Source organism: Sulfurimonas sp. (assembly GCF_050296975.1).
GTDB lineage: Bacteria > Campylobacterota > Campylobacteria > Campylobacterales > Sulfurimonadaceae > Sulfurimonas.
The window spans coordinates 57,739-77,655 of sequence record NZ_JBNKRX010000038.1; the positions used below are offsets into that span (position 1 = coordinate 57,739).

At 32.9% G+C, this 19,917-nt stretch carries 19 protein-coding genes; 3 read left to right on the plus strand and 16 right to left on the minus strand.

What is annotated here, in order from left to right; translation table 11 throughout:
- Positions 1–11 precede the first annotated feature (11 nt).
- Positions 12–443, plus strand: a complete 432-nt coding sequence (locus ACQY56_RS12190; protein WP_428738620.1) for a hypothetical protein — start codon at positions 12–14, stop codon at positions 441–443.
- Here ACQY56_RS12190 and ACQY56_RS12195 read toward each other — a convergent pair.
- The 5 genes from ACQY56_RS12195 to ACQY56_RS12215 all read right to left on the minus strand — a co-directional run bounded on the left by ACQY56_RS12195 (position 440) and on the right by ACQY56_RS12215 (position 6,554).
- Positions 440–2,353 (minus strand): LapD/MoxY N-terminal periplasmic domain-containing protein, encoded by a 1,914-nt coding sequence (locus ACQY56_RS12195; protein ID WP_428738621.1) that lies wholly within the window; start codon positions 2,351–2,353, stop codon positions 440–442. The two genes, ACQY56_RS12190 and ACQY56_RS12195, sit on opposite strands and share 4 nt — an antisense overlap.
- Positions 2,350–2,964, minus strand: coding sequence for a transglutaminase-like cysteine peptidase (locus ACQY56_RS12200; RefSeq protein ID WP_428738622.1), 615 nt, complete (start codon positions 2,962–2,964; stop codon positions 2,350–2,352). Before ACQY56_RS12200 ends, ACQY56_RS12195 begins: the two co-directional genes overlap by 4 nt.
- A gap of 26 nt (positions 2,965–2,990) precedes the next feature.
- Positions 2,991–4,487, minus strand: a complete 1,497-nt coding sequence (locus tag ACQY56_RS12205; protein ID WP_428738623.1) for a DUF4080 domain-containing protein — start codon at positions 4,485–4,487, stop codon at positions 2,991–2,993.
- Positions 4,488–4,657: 170 nt separating this feature from the next.
- Complete coding sequence (locus ACQY56_RS12210) at positions 4,658–6,097, minus strand: methyl-accepting chemotaxis protein (RefSeq protein WP_428738639.1); 1,440 nt, start codon at positions 6,095–6,097, stop codon at positions 4,658–4,660.
- Positions 6,069–6,554: a PAS domain-containing protein gene (locus tag ACQY56_RS12215; protein WP_428738624.1), complete on the minus strand. Its 486-nt coding sequence runs from the start codon at positions 6,552–6,554 to the stop codon at positions 6,069–6,071. The genes ACQY56_RS12210 and ACQY56_RS12215 overlap by 29 nt, the downstream gene beginning before the upstream one ends.
- A 112-nt stretch (positions 6,555–6,666) precedes the next feature.
- Between ACQY56_RS12215 and ACQY56_RS12220 the strand changes: the two genes are divergently transcribed.
- Positions 6,667–7,773 (plus strand): MFS transporter, encoded by a 1,107-nt coding sequence (locus ACQY56_RS12220; protein WP_428738625.1) that lies wholly within the window; start codon positions 6,667–6,669, stop codon positions 7,771–7,773.
- A 13-nt stretch (positions 7,774–7,786) separates the two neighbouring features.
- On the opposite strand, the gene ACQY56_RS12225 is transcribed toward ACQY56_RS12220, so the two are convergent.
- The 4 genes from ACQY56_RS12225 to ACQY56_RS12240 are packed head-to-tail and all read right to left on the minus strand — an operon-like array spanning position 7,787 to position 10,025.
- Positions 7,787–8,518, minus strand: coding sequence for a DUF481 domain-containing protein (locus ACQY56_RS12225; RefSeq protein WP_428738626.1), 732 nt, complete (start codon positions 8,516–8,518; stop codon positions 7,787–7,789).
- A gap of 13 nt (positions 8,519–8,531) precedes the next feature.
- Positions 8,532–9,350: a mechanosensitive ion channel family protein gene (locus ACQY56_RS12230; RefSeq protein ID WP_428738627.1), complete on the minus strand. Its 819-nt coding sequence runs from the start codon at positions 9,348–9,350 to the stop codon at positions 8,532–8,534.
- Between the two features lie 32 nt (positions 9,351–9,382).
- The gene (locus ACQY56_RS12235; protein ID WP_428738628.1) at positions 9,383–9,715 is read right to left on the minus strand and encodes a DUF309 domain-containing protein; all 333 of its coding nucleotides are present in this window, start codon (positions 9,713–9,715) and stop codon (positions 9,383–9,385) included.
- Positions 9,705–10,025, minus strand: a complete 321-nt coding sequence (locus ACQY56_RS12240) for a hypothetical protein (protein WP_428738629.1) — start codon at positions 10,023–10,025, stop codon at positions 9,705–9,707. Before ACQY56_RS12240 ends, ACQY56_RS12235 begins: the two co-directional genes overlap by 11 nt.
- 93 nt (positions 10,026–10,118) lie before the next feature.
- Here ACQY56_RS12240 and ACQY56_RS12245 point away from each other — a divergent pair, with 93 nt between their 5' ends.
- Entirely contained in the window at positions 10,119–12,914 is a 2,796-nt protein-coding gene (locus tag ACQY56_RS12245; RefSeq protein WP_428738630.1) for a helicase-related protein, read from the plus strand.
- Here the strand turns inward: ACQY56_RS12245 and ACQY56_RS12250 are convergent, their stop codons facing one another.
- The 7 genes from ACQY56_RS12250 to ACQY56_RS12280 form a co-directional block, all read right to left on the minus strand.
- The gene (locus tag ACQY56_RS12250) at positions 12,915–14,504 is read right to left on the minus strand and encodes a methyl-accepting chemotaxis protein (protein WP_428738631.1); all 1,590 of its coding nucleotides are present in this window, start codon (positions 14,502–14,504) and stop codon (positions 12,915–12,917) included.
- Positions 14,505–14,572: 68 nt separating this feature from the next.
- The gene (locus tag ACQY56_RS12255) at positions 14,573–16,354 is read right to left on the minus strand and encodes a DUF4105 domain-containing protein (RefSeq protein WP_428738632.1); all 1,782 of its coding nucleotides are present in this window, start codon (positions 16,352–16,354) and stop codon (positions 14,573–14,575) included.
- 91 nt (positions 16,355–16,445) lie between these two features.
- The gene (locus tag ACQY56_RS12260) at positions 16,446–16,892 is read right to left on the minus strand and encodes a DUF3015 family protein (protein ID WP_428738633.1); all 447 of its coding nucleotides are present in this window, start codon (positions 16,890–16,892) and stop codon (positions 16,446–16,448) included.
- Positions 16,893–16,964: 72 nt separating this feature from the next.
- The gene (locus tag ACQY56_RS12265; protein WP_428738634.1) at positions 16,965–17,561 is read right to left on the minus strand and encodes a hypothetical protein; all 597 of its coding nucleotides are present in this window, start codon (positions 17,559–17,561) and stop codon (positions 16,965–16,967) included.
- The gene (locus ACQY56_RS12270; protein ID WP_428738635.1) at positions 17,545–18,933 is read right to left on the minus strand and encodes a cobyric acid synthase; all 1,389 of its coding nucleotides are present in this window, start codon (positions 18,931–18,933) and stop codon (positions 17,545–17,547) included. The genes ACQY56_RS12265 and ACQY56_RS12270 overlap by 17 nt, the downstream gene beginning before the upstream one ends.
- Positions 18,934–18,951: 18 nt before the next feature.
- Positions 18,952–19,158, minus strand: a complete 207-nt coding sequence (locus ACQY56_RS12275) for a hypothetical protein (RefSeq protein ID WP_428738636.1) — start codon at positions 19,156–19,158, stop codon at positions 18,952–18,954.
- A gap of 35 nt (positions 19,159–19,193) precedes the next feature.
- On the minus strand, positions 19,194–19,917 hold a 724-nt coding region (locus tag ACQY56_RS12280; RefSeq protein WP_428743771.1), incomplete at its 5' end, for a tetratricopeptide repeat protein.

Sequence of the window (19,917 nt, forward strand, 5' to 3'; positions counted from 1 at the left end):
TTAAGGTAAAAGTGGATCTGATTTTTATTATTAAAGTATTGGTTGGGCTTATTTTTTTACTGGGAATTCTCGTTTCATTACTGTTGTATAAACCACATAAACAACAAAAAGAACAAGAGATAAAGGTTGAAAAAAAAGATAGTGACTACACTTTTGAGGAGTTAATTCGCTTCATTAGAAACAGAGAAACTTCTACAGAGAAACTACAATGGGCACTTGATGTGATTGTAAAATATCATGGAATGATAGAGCCTAAAAAAAATGGACATGTTAGTGATAATTTTTACCACTATTCTGAAATCATTGTACGGATATGTCGCCATCCAAACACAACAAAATCACTCATCGTTCGTTTTGAAAAATCGATGAGAGATATGAACCCTTCATATGCAAAAGAACTAGGTGATTCTCTTACAAAAGGGCTTAATTCTAGAACTGCTTAGAGCGCTTCTGTTATAGGCCCTTGCACAGTTCTAATCTGTATCTCTTGTAGTTTTTTAAGTTGCTCAGTAGTTTTTACAGTTGTTGCTATAAGATCAATATCTAATGAACTTGCTATAGTATGTAAAGAGTTTATAGATTCTGGTGTGAGATCGAGTAAGAATGAGATATCTGCTTTTAACATTTTTGGATTGAGTGTTTTTAGATACGTTAAATCACTAAACTCACTAGTATACGAGTTTATACAAAGTTCAAAACCGTAATTTCTAAAAAGTGTAGTATAGCCATTTGCAATGAGTGTATGGTTTGCACAAAAAGAGTTTGAAATCTCGAAAATAAGTTTAGATTTTGATTTTTTAGCATACTTTTTAAAGAGATTTTCCATATATATAAATGATGAGGCATCTTTTAAAAATTCATTTGAAAGTCTGATCGAGTAGGTATATGGCATATGGTCTTGGTCATCATTTGTAAAAAGTGTCTCTAAAATATGCATATATATTTTTGTTGAAAATCCTAAATCAATTGCAGGTGCGATGAAATCTCCATAAAAACATTTTTCATTCTCATTTTCAATCATAAAGGTCATAACTTTATGGTTTATCTGTTTTGTATCTAAGTCGATACAATCCCAAGCTTTGAGTTTAAAATTAAAATTATCAAGTGCTTCTTGTAAGATAGAACGCCATTCATTTTTTGTTTTAGTCTCTTGTAGATTTTCTTGACTGACATATACTTGTATTTGTTCATTTGCTTTTGCTTGTGAAAGGGCTTGATCTGTTCGACTAAGAAGTTCAGAGATACCTATATTTTGTTTATAGCGATATATACCGATATTGATATTTACATTTTGAGGTTTCAAAGCGTATGTATCTAAAAGAGTGACAAAATCTTTGTAGATATTTTGTGCTATAAGTGCCGCTTCATTTGCATCAATGGTAGGCAATGTGATACTAAACTCTGTTCCGCTCATACGTGTGGTAATGCTTTCATCACAAAATGAAGCGTTTTGTTTTAACATCTCAGCCATTTTCAAAAAGAACTTATCAGCAATCTCACGTCCTAGTTTTTGGTTGAGTACTTCAGCATCAGTGAGAGCGATAAGCATAAAAGAGCCGCCATCTGTTTTAGATTCAATTTGTAGTGTTTCTGGAAGTTTTAAAAGCAGATAACGTTTGTTAGTAAGTTTAGTTATAGGATCTTGATACATAAGTTTATGGTTTCGTTTTGCAGCTTCGTTAGCTTGGTTGAACATCTCTTCAACTTTTTTCACCATCGAGTTGATGACACCACTTACCTCTTTAAACTCTGTTGTAAAAGGGATACTTTTTTCTATGATAAACTCATTTCTCATAATAGCTTCTGCTTGATGTTGAATCTTTTTAAGTGGTTTGAGGATAAAATGAAGCATGATATAAAGTACAACTAAAGCAATAGTAACAAACAAAATAAATAACATAACTAACTTTGTAAATATTTTATAAAGTGATTGATAAATAGTTGCATTATCCCCTGTAACTTGAACCTCCCCTAAGATACTCCATCCAGTAGTCACTTCTGATTTTACACTTTGTACCTCTAAATTTGTAAAATCGATAAACCATTGTGGCACACCCTCTATTTTTTCTTGATATTGTTGTGTATATTTAAAATCGGAATTGTATGATTTGTAAGATATTTGTTGGTAATAGCCACTACTAAACTCCGCATCAATTATGGAAGTGATAAGTGTTTTATCATCGTTTGCATTTGAAAGTTGTTGAGAGAGTGTAGATATATTGTTTACAGTTGTTTCATACATACTCTCCACCATTTGAACTTTAGAAGATTGGTAATTTATAGCAAGGACACTGCCAAGTATAATAACAATAATCAATGCAATTGCAAGTGCGAGTTGTTTAAAGAGGGTCATAGTTTTTTCCTTTTCATATCAAGTTCGAGTTTTTTCCATTTTTTAGATTTTGGACCAGTATCACCATTAATCATTTTGATGATTTTAATAAGATCAGGTCGCTTAGAAGCTGGAAGAACAAGTCGATTATTATTGTCAAGAATGAGAATATCATCTTTTGTTTTTGGTTGAGGAACTTTTAGGTAAGCCAAAACCATATGAGGAGTCTTTTTGCCTGTTCTACTTTGGTAAATAACATAGACAAACTTCATTTTTTGCGGACTTACACCTAACTCTTTTAAGATGTAGTATTTTGCAATGGTATAATCTTCACAATCTCCGCCATTTTTGCCAACAAACTCATAAAGGGTTGCCCAGTAGTCGCTTACACCGTAGAGTTTTTGATCGCTTTGGTATTTGATATAGTTTACCCATGTGTTGACAAAGTTGAGTTTTGCAAGATCACTTCTATCTTTAAGTTCTTCTAGCAGCTCCTCTTTGATACTAACAAATCTGTTTTTTGCAAAAGCACCATATTTGTTATCAGCTTTTTCAATAATATCATTGTCAATAAGCTCTGCATTAAGAGTAACAGTGAAAACTAGTAAAATTAATACCATGTATCTCATCATAGGAGATATTATACTTAAATTTTAAATTATTGCTGTCTTTTATTAAAGCCTGATGTACCTGCTTTTGCATCAATAGTAAAGTTTTTGCTGTAAACTTTAAGATAGTTTGGAATAGCTCTGCCTTTTAGTTTCATAATATCTCTGAGCATTGCATCTGCTACACTTTGAGGTTCGAGTTTTTTCTCTTGAATGAGGTAGTTAAAAAGAAGTTTTCCTTGTCGCTCTAGTGAGATTTTGTAAGTTGCATCAGTTTGTATATATATCCATAAACTAAAAATAGAAAAATTTTCAAATACACTTTCATTTTTCCAAAGAAGTTCTACAGAGTGTTTAAAGTTACCACTATTGTAAAAGATATCCCAAAATCTAGCAAAACGTTTCATATTCTGTAGCTCTTTAAAAGAGAGTTCACTGTTTTTGAGAACATCATATGGAGGGATGTCACTATATACCATTTCAAATGCATTATCATGTCTGTCAATGTAAGTGCCTGAAAGCTTTTTGAGTATACCGATTTGAATCTCGCAAGAACTCATTTGTATCAATTCATCAAGATTTTTACCAAAACTTTGCAAGTTTTCCCCTGGAAGTCCAACAATAAGATCAAGATGGATATGTGCAGAGGTTTCATTTTCTAAAAACTCTATATTTTCTTTGATTTTATCAAGTTTGAGTTGGCGGGAGATGTTGTTTGCAATCTCGGTACTTAGTGTTTGGATTCCGATTTCAAGTTGCAGTGCCCCATGAGGAAATGATTTTATTTTGTCTCTAAGTGATGCTGGAAAATGATCGGGAATAACTTCAAAATGGGCAAAATAGGGTGGCTCTTTTGCTAAAAAGAAATCAAGCACCATATTTGCAGCTTTCATATTGAGGTTAAATGTTCGATCGACAAACTTAAAGTTACGCGCACCTCGTTGCCAAAGTTTTTCAAACTCTTCTAGTACTTTTTCAAGATTAAATGTACGCACTTTTTCATCCATGGAGGAGAGGCAAAATTCACACTCAAACGGACAGCCTCGTGAAATCTCTACATAAATATATCTATTGTGTATATCTTCATCACTATAGTACTGATATGGTAGTTGTAGCTCTTTTAGATTTGGGTACGAGTGAGGGATGATTCTTTGAACAGCTTTGTTTTGTGAAATATTTTTACAAAGTTCATAAAAAGCGATATCTCCTTCCCCTTGGATAATAAAATCAGCTTCGCTAAAATCAACACGAAAGGGCTCGTAACTCACTTCAGGCCCACCAAGAATCACTTTTGTTTTTGGAGATACTTTTTTTATAATATGGAGCAACTCTTGAATTTGTAAAGCATTCCAAATATAAACACCAAGCCCTAAAATATCGGGAGATTCATCGAGAATCTTCTCAGCTACACTTTGCATAGCATCATTGATCGAAAACTCCATAATTTGCGTATTTTGTTGTAGCTCTTGCATATTGGCATAGAGATAACGTAGTGCCAGAGATGTATGAGTATATCTTGAATTTAGGGTTGCAAGGATGATTTTCATAAAGGAAGTCTAGCATAAAAAAACCAGCCAAGAGGTAAAAAAGGGAAAAACTCGGCTGGTTTAGGAATAGTTTATAGGAGTATATAATTTTTTCTCGCATATGAAAGGGGGAAACATATTTGAGATAAAAAATTATATTAATTATAAGTAAATACTAAGTAAATGTAACTCTATTTTTGATACTCTACATATTCATCAAGCATACGATCTAATTGATTAAAGAGGTCGTGCGATGAGTTTTCCATAATTTCAAAATTTTCAACGATTTTTTTCGCATTTCCATCTTTAAATAAAGAGTCGTTATAGATATACTGCATATTCGCAGCTGCCATATCGTGTACTTTTTTATGGTCACCATCCATGTTTTTGAAAGCTTTTGTATGCCCAAAACGTTCTTTTCCAATTCCAAAATACCATTGCCCCATACGACAACTTTTATGATCAGAGAAAGTTGCAGTTTTATCATCGTTAAGAATGGATGAGTACGTTTTTGATTTAAAGATGATATGATCAACTTTTACTAAAGTAGTAAATAAACGGTTTTGGATATTTACAGCAGTGGTTGAAGAGTTTATAGCCATTTCATTAAGATCTTTGAAAGTCCCTTCAAAATTATGAATAACATCATTTGATTCTTGAGCAATAGAGCTAATCTCATCAGAGTTAGTTCTCATATCATTTGCTTCTTGTTGTAGTGTTGAGATATTGATCTCTATCTCATTAGTTGCTTTTTGTGTACGCTCTGCTAGTTTTCTAACCTCATCAGCAACTACGGCAAATCCACGTCCATGTTCACCTGCACGAGCTGCTTCGATTGCAGCATTGAGCGCTAAAAGATTTGTTTGATCTGCAATATCTTTGATAAGTCCTAAAACTTCAGAAATTTCTTTGGTTCTTCCCTCTAATGATACAATCCCCTCATGTGATGATGAGATAAGTTCAATAAGAGTATTTAAACGCTCACCAATCTCAAGCACACTATTTAAACTATTTTGAGATTGTTCAGCTGTATCTTGAGCAACTGTTACAATGTCTTTTGCATTTTCTGATGTTACATTTAAATCTTTTTGTATCACAGCAAGACCTGCTTCAATACCCCCACCAATTTTAGAAAAACTGCTTGTCATATCGTTTAAAATTCTTTTTTCATACCCATCTGAAACGGATGCAATAGCATCGTTGAGTTTTTCTTCAGTGATTTTAAAAACCCCATGAAATCCATAAGGAAAAGTTCTTCTATATGTTTTTCCAATAGCAGCATTTTCTACCGTTGAAGCAGCATCTCTCATAAAGGCTTCAACTTGATCTAAAACACTGTTAAGTGCCCAGGCAAAGTCTGATTCTAAAGAACCATCATTTGGTATGTTTGTTACACGTTTCTCCAGTTTTCCATCAGCTGCATCCATAAGTGCACTGTGGATATTTTTTATTAGTTCATTGTCAAAACGGTTTGAACCATTTGATGTAATGAATAAAGAGAGTATAAATGCTAAAATAGCTATAGTAACAAGGATATAATTACCAATAACGGCTGAATAAATAGCGATTATAAAAAGTGCACTAACTAAAATAGCACTTTGCTTATTGTTGAATAGAGATGACAAACTCATCATATGAGACTCCTTTTTCATTTAACGTATCCAAAAGTATTTTTGTTCCTGCTGCTATGCCACTTGTTTTTTCTGCATTTAACATTGCTTGGTAAAGAGGTTTGATGATTTTGAGTGCGTCGTCTGCTGGTTTTCTTCTTACTGAAAGATATCCTATAATCTTACCATTATTATCAAGTGATGGAGTCACATTTGCAAAAACCCAGTAACTATTACTATTTTTTGTTTTATTTTCAACAAATGCAAAAATCTCCTCTTTATTTTGAATCTTATCCCACAAAAGTTGAAATACTGCCTTTGGCATATTTGGATGACGCACTATATTATGTGGTTTCCCTAATAGCTCTGTTTCAGTATATTCAGCCATTTCCATAAATATTTGATTAACGTAAGTTATATAACCTTTTAGGTCTGTTTTAGAAACTATAAAATCGTTCTCTTTTAGCTGTTTTTCCATATTAGCTTTCCTTATAGTAATAAACGAATGAAAGTATATATTAAAATATATTATAAATATATTATAACAAACAACAAAAGTTGTTTCTTAAAATCTCTGATATACTTCCATTATGACAATATTACTTAGTTTATTTTATTATTTTTATTTTTCTATCATTGGAGTATATGTAATTTTTATTCCAAAAGTATTATATAGTTTTGACTATAGTGCAAGTGAGATAGGGATACTTTTAGGTGCTGCACCTTTAGTACGGTTCATACTTCCATTTTTATTTATCAAAGGATTAAAGCTTAATCAAAAAGTGTTTCAAACTTCTTTAATTATCTTTGTAGCTTCTGCAATAGCATTTTACAATAGTATTGAGTATTTTTATCTTCTTTTAGTATCAAATATTTTTTTGGGAGTTGGATTGAGTCTTATACTCCCTTATATTGAAGTGATCTCTTTAGAGAGTATTGGTAAAGAACGTTATGGAAAAGTGCGACTTTTTGGCTCAATAGGTTTTATAGTGATAGCACTTATATTAGTAAAATATTTAACCTCTTCTACTATTGCATTAGATTTTTTACTTTTTTTAGTAATAACAACAAGTTTTATTGCATTTTTAATTAGCACAAAAGAGCATAAAGAACAAAAACAAGAAACTTTACGAGAGTTTCAAAAGTTTTCCATAGTTAGAGACTTTTCTCTTTGGGCAGGGCTCATTTTAATGCAGATTAGTTTTGGGTCATTTTATAATTTTTTTACAATTTATGAAACAGATCGAGGAATTAGTTTAGATATGACTGTATATCTGTGGAGTTTTGGTGTGCTTATTGAGATTGTAATGTTATTTGCTCAAGGGAGATTACTTCAAAATCATAAACTCTTAAATCTTATACGCTTTAGTGTAGTAGCATCTGTGCTTCGATGGTTCTTAGTATTTGCGTATCCAACTGATTTAAGTATTTTATTTTTTTCACAATCATTACATGCACTCTCTTTTGCCCTTTTTCATTCTGCTACTATTAGTTATTTGTACCAGATTTATCAAGATAAAAAACTTTCTCAACAATTTTTTATGGGATTAACATATGGTTTAGGCGGACTTAGTGGTGCAGTAATCTCTGGATATATTTATGAATATTATCCAAACTATTTGTTTTTGAGTTCTAGCTTTTTTGCGTTTGTGAGTTTTTTGTTTTTGATGTTTTACAAGCATAGACAAGAGGTCTAATGCTTGTAATGTTTTAGTAGTCTAAGATAAGATTAACAGCAAAGGTAGTGTCTGTTTTTTCTTTACCTGCAGCTGGAACATTTACATAATCAACTTTGTAACTAATACCTGCTGAGAATATATCGTTAATCTTGTTATGCAATGCTGTTTCAGAGTAGATGAAATATTTGTCGCCATCTTCAAAAGAACCTCTTAAACTCAATTCTTGTTTAAATTTTAAACTCTCCAATATTTGCCAGTCGTACACACCTTTGAGTCTATATCCAGCATAATCATCTGTATATGCTTCAAGTGGTGGAATTGCTTCATATCTATCAACAGAGTATAAGATGTTTGCTTCAGTACTTAGTTGGTGTTTTTCCATATCAATTGCTTTATATTTCATACCAGGACCAGTGTAAAACTGATACTCAAAACCAGAAAACTCATCATCTTTATAACCAATGAGATAATCAAAAGATAAACGCTCTGAAAATTTATATCCATAGTTAAATTCTATAGTGTATTTATTTTTTGTTTTTTCCCCTTGATCACTTGCATACTGTCCATCAGCACTTAGAGTAACAATACTTTTTGTCCACTCTTTTGTGAGATCAATATCAAGATTCAATGCCTTTGTTTCAGTATTTCCATTAGTTTGGATATATCCAAGTTCACCATGTGTTTTTAAAGGTTTTTCTGTAGGTGCATCCTCTGCAAACATAAGTGAGCTTAACGCAACTAAACTAAGTACTATTTTTTTCATCAGTTTCCTTTTTCTAATTTTCCTCTTTTTGTATATGTATATCCATTTGTGGATAAGGGATAGAGATACCTTTTTCATCAAATGTAAGTTTTACTTTTTCAATTGTATCAAAATATACATCCCAATAATCAGCTGACTTTACCCAAGCACGTGTTACAAAGTTTACGCTGCTATCACCTAGTTCACTTACAGCTACAAATGGTTCGGGATCATGTAAAACTCTCTCATCAGCATTTAAAAGATCGATAAGTGTTTGTTTTGCAAGACGAAGATCATCGTCATATCCTATACCAAAAGTAAGGTCAACTCTCCTGTTTTCTTTTTGTGAGAAGTTTACAATGTTCCCGCCAATGATTGCTGAGTTTGGAACGATAATAGTTCTATTATCTAAAGGGGAGATTATAGTTGAAAATAGTGTAATATCTTCAACAGTACCAAGCGCACCACCAGCTTCAACAAAATCACCAAGTTTAAAAGGTCTAAAAATGATAATGAGTACACCTGCACCAACATTTGCTAAAGAACCTTGGAGTGCTAAACCAATAGCAAGTGAAGCTGCACCAAATACAGCGATAAATGATGTTGTATTGATTCCAAGTGCATTTAACGATGCAAGAATAACCATTGCTAGTAATGCAAAGTACACTATACTTTCTGTAAATTCTGAAAGTGTGTGATCAACTTTTGCTTTTAACATCATCGCTTTAGTAAGAATAGAGAGCTTTTTGGCAATCCATTTACCAATAACAAATATGATAATTGCTGCAACTATTTTGAGTCCATATTCACTAGCATACATTACTGCTAGGTCAGTGTATTTGTTTACGTCCATAAAGAACCTCCGTGAGTTTATAAAATTATATACTATTTATATAACAATTGAGTGTCAAAGTAGTGTCGTTTTGTCTCAAGATAACGTGCAAGTTGAAAGTAAGAATTTTTATATTGCGATGATATTTTGTAAAGGTTTTGTCTATATTTTAAATAGGTCGCCCATACTTTTTTACTTTGAGTAACTCTTCCACGTTTCATGAGTTCAAAACTCACAGCCGCATTAATAAAACCTTTTAGAAGTTGCACTTCAATGCAGTTTTCAAAACGTCTTGGAAACCATATCTCCTCAAGTATTTCATGTGCTTCATAAAAATGGGAATGTTCGATGCAGTTTATGAAGTCTTGAATTTTTTTATTTATCATCTTCATCCAATAGTTGCATATTTACACGCCAGTATCCACGCCCACCTTTGAGTGAGACACAGTTATACTCTGGAAACTTTTCTTTATATTCTGGAAGTCGCTCTTTTGTAGCTTTACCAGTATCGCAGTAAAAAACAAACACACTCCCTTTAGGGTATTTTTTCATCTCATAAGGGTTATATGTAAGCGTATTTGCTTTTTCAATTGGAGAGAGTATAGTGTCGATAAGGACAACATCTACACCCTCTTTTGCTAAGGCTTTTTTATTTTTTAAGAACTCCTCTTGAGTCCATTCATCTTTTATTTCCATGGTAGGATTATAAAAAGATATTACTTAATTTTTAAGTATAATGACAAAAAGATACTATATATTCAAATGAAATTAAACTAAAGACCTAGGCCAATGGCAAAAAGAAATAAAAAAAATAGCAAAATAAATCAAAGAATTAAAAAATACTTTGATGAAGATCCCTTTGATGTAGGGATTGAACGGGTTGAATCTAAAACTTTAAGTGAACTTTTTAGTGCTATAGGCATTTACGATATTGAACACAATCGTGATCTCATGATAAAAACGCTTCGTATGATCTGGTCTGAAGCAGATAGCGCTATTCGCAGTGATATCTTACAGTTTTTTGAAAATGAAGCAAAAGTTTATAAAGGGGATAAACTTCAAGAGTATCATCATTATGATCGCGAGGCAAAGATAGAATCTCTTTTAAGCGAGTTAGAAGTTACACCGCTTGAAGCTACTAGGCTTCGTGAAGCATTTTCAACTATTAGAAGTAAAAAGATTACCATTGAGAAGATGGAGTCAAAACTTCGACATATCCGTTTTGAGATGAAAAAAGAGGCGTTAGAGAAAGAGCTTGAAGGATTTTTCGATATAGATGATAGTTTTGAGTTTAACGCTTCGCTCAAATACAATCTTTACGATCAACAATTTCATAAAATTTTAACACTCAATACAAAACCTTACTCTTATGAGTTTATAGAGCAACAAGACTTTGAAGCAATTGTAAAAAAAATTGGTTCTGATAAACTTGAAATTGTAAAAACAAAACAGGAGAGTATTGATAACTTTATTGCTTCAATTAAAGAGCCACATCAATATCTAAGCCATGAAGAGATAATTAACTCATTACGTGCATCTCCTCCGAAAACACCACTAAGCTATCCTTTAATCACTCCAAAAGTATTGCGCAATATTATCTCCAAAAAGATTAGTGCTACAGAGATACAGATACATGATGAAGAGCTGTTGATAAGTGTCATTCAAGAGTTGCAGTTACCATATTCTGATGGAGTTATTTCATACAATTTAGAGTTACATGTAGAGTTAGATGGTGTGTTGGAAGAGATATGGAAGGCACAGGGGTTTAATTTTGATCATCTTTTGGTAGATTTGAAAAAAGAGCATGAAAATACATTTTTAGAAGAGTTGCAAGGGCTTGTAAAAGAGTGTGAAAGTTATGCACATCTGCTTCATTATGAAAAAGAAGAACTTTATATAAAAGTGTATGGTTTTTTACTCGATCAGCTAGGGGTCAATTTAACTATTACACCAAAAGTTTATAGAAAAACTATACGAAGATTTCTTTACTCTATTCAAGATGAACTTGTAAAAAAACAGCGCCAAGAGTTGTTAGCACGTACTATTCGTGATTTTAAAAATCTTTTCCCTATCGCTCGTGATATGCAAAGAAAACTTACTTTACACATAGGACCTACAAATAGCGGAAAAACATATACTGCAATGCAAAAACTTAAAAATGCAGATACGGGGTATTATCTAGCACCACTTAGACTTTTGGCTTTAGAGGGGTATGAAAATCTAAATGCTATGGGAGTTGATTGTTCTTTGATAACAGGAGAGGAGCAGCTCATCAACGATGAAGCGACACATATAAGCTCCACCATTGAAATGCTAAACTTTGATGTAGATGTTGATGTGTGCGTGATCGATGAGGTGCAGATGATTGATGATCGTGATCGTGGTTGGGCATGGGCAAATGCTATCATTGGTGCTCCTGCAAAAGAGATTATAATGACAGGTTCACCTAATGCAAAAGAGGCTGTGATTGCTCTAGCAGAGTATCTTGGTGAAGAGTTAGAGATCATAGAATTTGAGCGAAAAAATCCACTGGAGGTTTTAACATATCCTATTTCTATAGAAGATATTGAACCATCAACGGCAGTAGTGGCTTTTAGTAGAAAAGATGTACTTAAACTCAAACAAAGACTCTCGAAAAACTTTAGTGTGAGTGTTGTGTATGGCAATCTTTCCCCTGAAGTAAGACGTGAAGAAGCACGAAGATTTCGTGAAGGGGAGACGCAAGTGCTTGTAGCAACAGATGCAATCGCAATGGGGATGAACTTGCCAATTAAAACTATACTTTTTTCTAAAGCAGATAAGTTTGATGGGATAATTCAGCGCGATCTTTTCCCCTCAGAGATACATCAAATCTCTGGACGTGCAGGAAGATATGGCTTGGAAGAAAAAGGTTATGTTGGTGCGTTAAGTAGGGAAGTTTTAAAAGTTATTAAACGCAATTTCGATAAAGAAGCAAAAAAAATTGCAACCCCTTTTAAAGTGATGGCAAACTTAGAGCATATAAAACTTGTTGGTGCTATACTAGAAGAGAACTCTTTAGAGGAGATATTGAACTTTTTTATTCAAAATATGCAGTTTAATGGACCTTTTTATGCAGCAAGTTTGGATGATATGCTAGAGGCTTCAAAGATAGTAGACAGTTATAACTTAGATATAGCGACAAAGTATCATCTTGCATGTGCTCCACTTACACTCAAATCTCCTTATATTATTAGTGCGTATGAGACTTATATCCACGCATTAGAAAAAGGCGATAGTGTTGTTTATCAAAGACCACGTCTAAATGGTGAATATGCACAAACTTCCCAAGAGCTACTTATGGCAGAGGATATGGTAAAAGAGATATCTTTGTATCTGTGGTTAAGTTATAGATTTAGTGAATACTTTGTTGATATAGATAAAGCTATTGAATCAAGAGCTATTTTAAATCAATATATAGAAAAGACATTACAAAAAACTGAACTCTCTCAAAGTTGTAAACTTTGTGGTGCAGTACTGCCTACCAATACAAAGTATACAATTTGTGAAGCATGTTTTAGAAAAAATTATGTAAAAAAAGGGTTTAGACGAGCACCTAGAAGTTGATTAACTTCTAAACTCGTCAATTGTTGTTTGGAGTCTTGTTGCCACTGCTACAAGCTCTTTAAGGTCTTTTTCTATATGAAGTACGCTTGTATTGTTTTGTGAAGAAAGACTTTCAATTTGGTTGATATTTTCTAAAATCTCTTTTACATTTTGAGAGATTGCAAGACTATCCTCTTTTGATTTATTTGCGACTTTTGTTGAAGTATCCATTGCTTTTGAAGTGATATTGATTTTATCTTCAACATCATTTGATATTTCTGCAAGAGATTCTATCTGTTTTGCATTTTTTGCCATTTTATCAGTTGCATCATTGATAGACTGAACAATTGTGCTAACGTTAATGTCGATCTCAGTTAAACTTCTTTGTGTGCGCTCTGCAAGTTTTCTAACCTCATCAGCAACTACGGCAAATCCACGTCCATGTTCACCTGCACGTGCAGCCTCAATCGCAGCATTAAGTGCAAGGAGGTTTGTTTGATCTGCAATATCGCCAATAACACTAAGTATATCTTTTACTTTATCGGCATCATCTTTGAGTGCTGAGAGCTCTTGAAGTAGTTCCTCTTCACTTTGAACAAAGAGTTCAACTTCGCTGCTAAGTGTTGCTAAAGATACTTTGGCATTTGTAAGTCCAGTATCGGCTTCTTCAATAGTTGCTTGTGTACTTGCTGCTGTTTGTAGAGTCTCTTCTAGTACATTTTGGATATCAATCCCTTTTTGTCCAGTTTGATCCACAAGTGCTTTTTCTTGTTGTGTAGCTTCTCGAATCACATGTGATGCGTGTTCAATCTCAGAAGCAATTTTAATATTTTGTTTCCCTTGAGATTTTACTTCATTGATTGTTGCTTGGATCATCTCGATAAAGTTATTTACCTCTTTTGCAGCATCACCAAATTCATTACCCTCTTTGACTTCTAATCTTTTTGTTAAGTCTTTATCTCCACTAATAAGATCAGAAATTTTTGCTTTAAGAGTTTTGAGAGGGTTTATAATCTCACGCATAAAAAATAAAGATGAGATAAACATAAATACAATTGCAAGGATGATGAGTGTAATTACTAAAGTAGTATTTGTTTTCGTGATTTCTGCATCATTTTTATCCATTGAAAGAACCAAGTCCATAGCTCCAAGAACATCACCAACTTTTGAATTATAATGGCATTGTAAACATCTCTCTTCTGCCATCATAGGTTTGATAAGTCGAATCATATGATGAGAATCTTCTGAAGTTTCTAAAACTTTTGTCGTTTTGTTGTTAATAACATCTACAATAAGTGGATCAGTAGTAAACTTTTCCTCTGGTGCATATACTTCAATCACTGCTTTAGATTTTGCAATGTCTAGGTCTTGAATCCCATCGATTTTTTTTGCATTTTCGTATGTTTGTTGTACGATAGCTGGGTCACCCATCATCATACTTGTAGTCATAGTCTGAAAAATTGATTCGCTGAGCATCTTTAATGATTGCTTAGCAGTATTGTTTGAGAGCTCATTAAGGGTAGATGATAAATAGTATGTTATAGAAACTAAACCAACAACTGAAAGTGATAAAATTGACGCAAAAACTTTTGATTTAACTGACTTAAACATGGGTTTCCTACATAATAATTTGATTTTAAATAATTATAGCATAATCAAAAGAGGAAGATTATCAATTTTTAAAAGTAATAATTTAGCATTAGTTTGAAGTTATCTTCTTGGTTTTTATTTTCTAAAAGATATTTTTGTTTGTATTCATATTTTGCTTTCAGTTGAAAATTTTGAGAGAGATTGATATTTTGGGTGGCATTGATGAGTAATTGTTCATGACCAGTTGTATAGTATCTCTGTGTGATTTCAAAGTTTGTTTTTAAAAATTTGTATTGGTCTATATCAAAACCAAAACTCGCACCTATACCTCCAACATGTTTTTTTGTCGCATAGTAAAGTGGATCAACCATTATATAAAGGTAGCCTAGTTTATTCCCCCAACTCATCCCTGCACCTACACTCGCACAGAAATTTGCTTTTGTATCAGTATAGTCTTTATCCCAGCCAAATTTTGTTCGCCAAGAAAAAGGTGAGAAAAACTTTGTTCTCTGTGCTATAGATTTGATAGAAAGTACAGTTAACTCTTCTAATTTTATGGCATCTTTTGTAACACCAAGTTCCAAATTTCCAAACTCGATTTGTGTTCCACGAAGATAACCATATTGGGGGTCTTCTAAAGTATGGTAAGCTGGACGAATACCAAGGATTGTGTAATAATCATTGTCTCTCAAAGCTCCACCAATAGATGTTTTAATTGCTCTATGCGACTTTAGAGGGTCTTGAGGATTATCAAAATGAAGTTCTTTCCCTTTTTTCAGCTTTGCTCTTGAAGAGGATAGTTTATAAAACTTATCAAGATATTGTGTTTTTTTGACCTCATTTCTTGAGTATGAATATTCGAGATATTCAATGGCAGCTTCATAGATATATTGTTTTTGTTCCAAAGTGACAGAATCATCTTCTAAGAGAGTCTTATAAAGTGTCTTGTTACTTTGTAAATCTGTAACATAGTTAATGTATCGATCCTCTATAAGGTCTTCATATTTTAAGAGAATAGTTCGTTTTGAAGGTCTGTAAAACTCTTTAGCAATAAGATTCTCTTCATTTGCTGCGTGGACACTTTCCAAAGGGATTACTTGATAAATGAAATGCTCTCTTAAATGAACACTCGGTCGTGCAATTTCCATAAGCCAAAGCATATTGTAAGAGCAGTTTTCTGTAAAAAAATAGTAGAAAGACTTTGTCCCATTCAACTCCCAAATATGGCGCACCATTCGCATCACTTCTTCTTGTGTTAGGTTAAGATCATATTCCCAGATATCACGTCTTTCTGTATCGCGGTATTCTTTTAGTTTTTCATAATAAGGTAAAAGTGAATATTTTCCAAAATAACCACCAAGTAAGCCTTTGATAGCAAAAGTAAAACCGTTTTCTTTGTTCTGATCGGCATCTGCTGCATAGTTAATTGCATATGCTAAGAGTTTAGAATCGTATTGTGAGTTAATACGCAAAAATGTGTGCCCAAACATTGAAGCAGGTGAGTTGATATGTGCTGCTGGAAAAACTAAAGTGGCTGAAGTTGGTGACATCAGTTTAAGTGTTTTGTCGTACTCTTTACATTGAACTTCTGGGAAATCTGTTATATTTAACTCTGATTGTAGCCAAGCTTTTCTTGCAGGAAACAAACAAGCTGATGCATTGTCATCAAATCTTGTTTCATTAAAAAATGCATCGAGTGTAGCATTTAGCTCCGCTTCGCTATTTTCTTTGCCATCTTTTGCAAAGAAAAACGTAGGATCATCGATCTCACTTACACCACCTTTCATATGTAATAAAAGATGCCAGTACCGTTTATCAGATAGATGTAACTCTTTTGCTTTTGTCTTATATACATCTACATTAGCATACACAATAGATGCAAATAAAATAAAAAATAAAAATGATTTTTTTAAAATGGGAAGTTCCTAGAATAAGACAAGCTAAAGCCTGTCTTATGAGTTATTACATTGAAGTTTCAGAAATGTTGTCTAATACTTCGTTCATCTCTACATTTTTAGAAGTGTAGATTTTGTTGTAGTTAGTTTGTAGTGCAGATGCGAAAGCGTCTTTGTCTTGTACATCTAAAAGCTCAGCTAAAGTATCAACAGATTCACCATGTCCTGCTGCGATCTCTTTTGCTAAAGTATCCATGTTAGATGCAACGAACTCTTCAGCTCTATCATTCATAACGAACTTAGTTTTTTTACAACCTGAAGTTCCTGAAGTGATACCAAATGTTTGGTTCCCTGATGTACCATTTGTTGTAGCTTGTAAAGCTAATAAAACTGCTGAAGAATTATCTTGGATAATTACTGAACCAAGTCCACAACCTGTTTGGCTATTTACACCCGCGAAAGCTGTTGTTGCAATAGCAACTGCTGCTACTGTACTTACTAAAATTTTTTTCATAACTGTAACTCCTTAAGTTTTGATACGACGTCATTTTAGATTAAGTCAACTTAAATTAAACATAAATCGTTACTATAAAACATTAAAACGTGTTATTCTGTTTTTACATTTGCGTGACATTAAGTAAAATGTTATCTTTTTTGGTACAAAATCGACAATTTCATTGATCGTAAATGTGATTTTTGAAAAATCTTCATAACACCCAGTTTTGTTTTTGAGTACTAGATCCATTGAACGGATTGTTTTATATAAGATGATTCCAGCTATCCCAAAGAGAAGGATATAAAGAAGAGGGGCTACTAGATTTTCTTTTAATTTTACTGTGTATTCTTTAAAAGTAGTGATGGTCTCTTGTTCACAAAGAAATACTCGTAATCCAACATGAGAGAAAAAAACTGAAGCGACGAAAGAGCTCACAAAGATATAAACATAAGTGTTAAAATAACTTAGATAAAGAGTAAGAACAATACTTATAAAACTCATGATTCCAAGAACAATCACAACAAATAAGCCACCAGCTTGTACAGAGTTTTTATAAAGTTTTTTTTCAACAAAGTTTATAAGATCGTTTATCATAATCATCGGACTTTTTACAAAAGTAAATTCACCAAGTGTTTTATTGATAAAATAGGCGATAAAAGCAACAATAACATTACTCATAAAGCTCATTAATAATCCTTTCCATCTCTATATGGTACTTTACATGTTGTGCAAAATTTTTTATTGCTTTTTGTTTAAAATCTTCGAAATTATAACCGCGATATAAAGGATTAATTTGTGTAAAAATCATTTCGCGAAAATTGTCGTTATCAAAAATTCCATGTAAAAATGTACCGTAGAGGTTTTTTTTCTTTTTTGCATTTTTTTTGGTAATGCCATTATGAATTTCATATCCATTTCCCATTACGCCAAAGAGATTATAACACCCATTTTTAACAATTTTACACTTTTTGAATACAACTTCCCCTTTAAATCTTCCAAAGCCTTCCACATGTGTAATTTTGGATTCTACCTGCAGTGGGTCTTTGATAGTTTCAAACATCATCTCATATCCACCACAAATAGCTATGATTTTACGTTGTTCATCTTTTAAGATATTTTCAAAACCATGTTGTTTGAGCCAAAGCAGGTCATCCACAACACATTTTGATCCAGGGAGAATGAGCAGATCGTAGTTATCAACTTGAGCTGGATTTGTTATAAAGTTTACCTCAATTTCTGGGTCAATTACAAGTGGTTCAAAGTCGGTAAAATTGCTGATATGTGGGAGATGAATAACGGCTACTTTGATGATAGCGTACTGAGTTGATTGTTTATAGTTTAAAAGTGAAGCAGCATCTTCAAAACCTAGATTAAAAGGTTTGTAAGGGATGACTCCAAGAACTGGGAGATTAAATTGTTCTTGTATGATTGAAACCCCTTTATCAAAAAGGGTTAGATCACCTCGAAATTTATTTATGATTACACCAATCACATTTTTTTGAAGTTTTTTTGGCAGGAGATTATATACTCCATAGATAGAAGCAAAAACACCTCCACGCTCTATATCTGCAACAAGAATTATTTTTGTATCAAACTCTTTAGCTATGTAGATGTTACTGAGGTCTTTATCCATCAAGTTTAACTCAACTGGACTTCCAGCACCCTCAGCGACTATACACTCATACTCTTTTTTAAGCTTTTTGAATGCTTTTTTGACAATCGGTTTGAGTGTATCAAGGTTTTGATAGTACTCTTTTACATCAGTATTTGAAACACTTTGCCCGTTGATAATCATATGTGCTTTATTATTCCCACCTGATTTTAAAAGGATAGGATTCATGGCTGGAGAGGTCTTAAGTCCTATCGCTTTTGCTGCAAAAGCTTGAGGAGTCGCAATTTCACCACTATCTATATCGGTTACTACAGAGTTGTTAGAGACATTTTGTGCTTTAAAAGGGGCTACGTTTATGCCGTATTGGCGAAGTAAATAAGTGAGTGCAAAACTCAGTGTAGATTTTCCAGCATCACTGCTGGTACCAAAGATACTAAGCGAGTGCATAATGTTTTAGAGTCGAACTCATAGATCAACTCCATCCCAAAACTCATCAAAATCAAGGTTAGTCATGCCGTTGTCATCTTCGAGATTTTTTTCAACAAGCTTTTTGTGTTGATACTCAAAATAGCTTTGCAGTGCCTCATTGATCATCTCTGATGGCTCTTTTTTGAGTAGCTGTGCAAAGTTGTCAAGATTTTCGTAGTTATCTTCAGTTAGTTTTATTTCCATGAAAATATTTTATCTAAAAGAGGGAAATATTTCTATTAGATTCCGCCTCTATATTTCAACTTTTCTGGAATTATTTTTGATTTTAGTTGTGCTTCGTAGCCTTGTTTTATGGTTTCGTCTGAGAGATTCCATTTAGTTTTTAGATAAGTAATAACTTTCTTTTTTGGGTATTTATTATCTATAAGAGCTATAAAATATGTGGCTGATTTTACATCATCGTGAAGTTTGTAATGGTATAGGCGTCCTAAGTTTTTTATGGCATCTAAACTTTTTCCTTTTAAAGCTTTTATATACCATTCTTTAGCATTTTTTGTATCGTTTAAAATTGTATCGTATAAATATCCTAAATTATTTGCAGCATCTATTTTACCTGTATCAAATGCTTTTTTGTAATACTTGATGGCAAGTTTTGGATTATTGGGTTCTATTTTTATTCGCTGTTGATATAAGTCTTCAGCTTTTTTAGGTTTATCTAAATGTTTATGATATATAAACCCCAAATTTACAAGAGCTTTTAGATTTTTAGGGTTAACATTTAAAGCCTGTTTATACCAAAGTTCAGCAAGTTTATAGTCTTTGATTTTTAAGTCATAAAGAAGACCGATGTTAAAAGCAGAAGCACTATCATTATCAGCATGATTCCACCATTCTAAAGAGCCTTGCTCTATACTTAGTCTTGGATCAAAGTCTGGTTTGTGAAATATCTCTGCAAAGAGCGTTGTTCCAAGTAGCAAAGTGATTAAAAGTAATTTTATTAGT

What these genes read in the sequence shown, in the direction of transcription:
- ACQY56_RS12195 (WP_428738621.1), bottom strand. Translation starts at nt 2,353, where the DNA reads ATGACCCTCTTTAAACAACTCGCACTTGCAATTGCATTGATTATTGTT.
- ACQY56_RS12200 (WP_428738622.1), bottom strand. Translation starts at nt 2,964, where the DNA reads ATGATGAGATACATGGTATTAATTTTACTAGTTTTCACTGTTACTCTT.
- ACQY56_RS12205 (WP_428738623.1), bottom strand. Translation starts at nt 4,487, where the DNA reads ATGAAAATCATCCTTGCAACCCTAAATTCAAGATATACTCATACATCT.
- ACQY56_RS12210 (WP_428738639.1), bottom strand. Translation starts at nt 6,097, where the DNA reads ATGAGTTTGTCATCTCTATTCAACAATAAGCAAAGTGCTATTTTAGTT.
- ACQY56_RS12215 (WP_428738624.1), bottom strand. Translation starts at nt 6,554, where the DNA reads ATGGAAAAACAGCTAAAAGAGAACGATTTTATAGTTTCTAAAACAGAC.
- ACQY56_RS12220 (WP_428738625.1), top strand. Translation starts at nt 6,667, where the DNA reads ATGACAATATTACTTAGTTTATTTTATTATTTTTATTTTTCTATCATT.
- ACQY56_RS12225 (WP_428738626.1), bottom strand. Translation starts at nt 8,518, where the DNA reads ATGAAAAAAATAGTACTTAGTTTAGTTGCGTTAAGCTCACTTATGTTT.
- ACQY56_RS12230 (WP_428738627.1), bottom strand. Translation starts at nt 9,350, where the DNA reads ATGGACGTAAACAAATACACTGACCTAGCAGTAATGTATGCTAGTGAA.
- ACQY56_RS12235 (WP_428738628.1), bottom strand. Translation starts at nt 9,715, where the DNA reads ATGATAAATAAAAAAATTCAAGACTTCATAAACTGCATCGAACATTCC.
- ACQY56_RS12240 (WP_428738629.1), bottom strand. Translation starts at nt 10,025, where the DNA reads ATGGAAATAAAAGATGAATGGACTCAAGAGGAGTTCTTAAAAAATAAA.
- ACQY56_RS12245 (WP_428738630.1), top strand. Translation starts at nt 10,119, where the DNA reads ATGGCAAAAAGAAATAAAAAAAATAGCAAAATAAATCAAAGAATTAAA.
- ACQY56_RS12250 (WP_428738631.1), bottom strand. Translation starts at nt 14,504, where the DNA reads ATGTTTAAGTCAGTTAAATCAAAAGTTTTTGCGTCAATTTTATCACTT.
- ACQY56_RS12260 (WP_428738633.1), bottom strand. Translation starts at nt 16,892, where the DNA reads ATGAAAAAAATTTTAGTAAGTACAGTAGCAGCAGTTGCTATTGCAACA.
- ACQY56_RS12265 (WP_428738634.1), bottom strand. Translation starts at nt 17,561, where the DNA reads ATGAGCTTTATGAGTAATGTTATTGTTGCTTTTATCGCCTATTTTATC.
- ACQY56_RS12270 (WP_428738635.1), bottom strand. Translation starts at nt 18,933, where the DNA reads ATGCACTCGCTTAGTATCTTTGGTACCAGCAGTGATGCTGGAAAATCT.
- ACQY56_RS12275 (WP_428738636.1), bottom strand. Translation starts at nt 19,158, where the DNA reads ATGGAAATAAAACTAACTGAAGATAACTACGAAAATCTTGACAACTTT.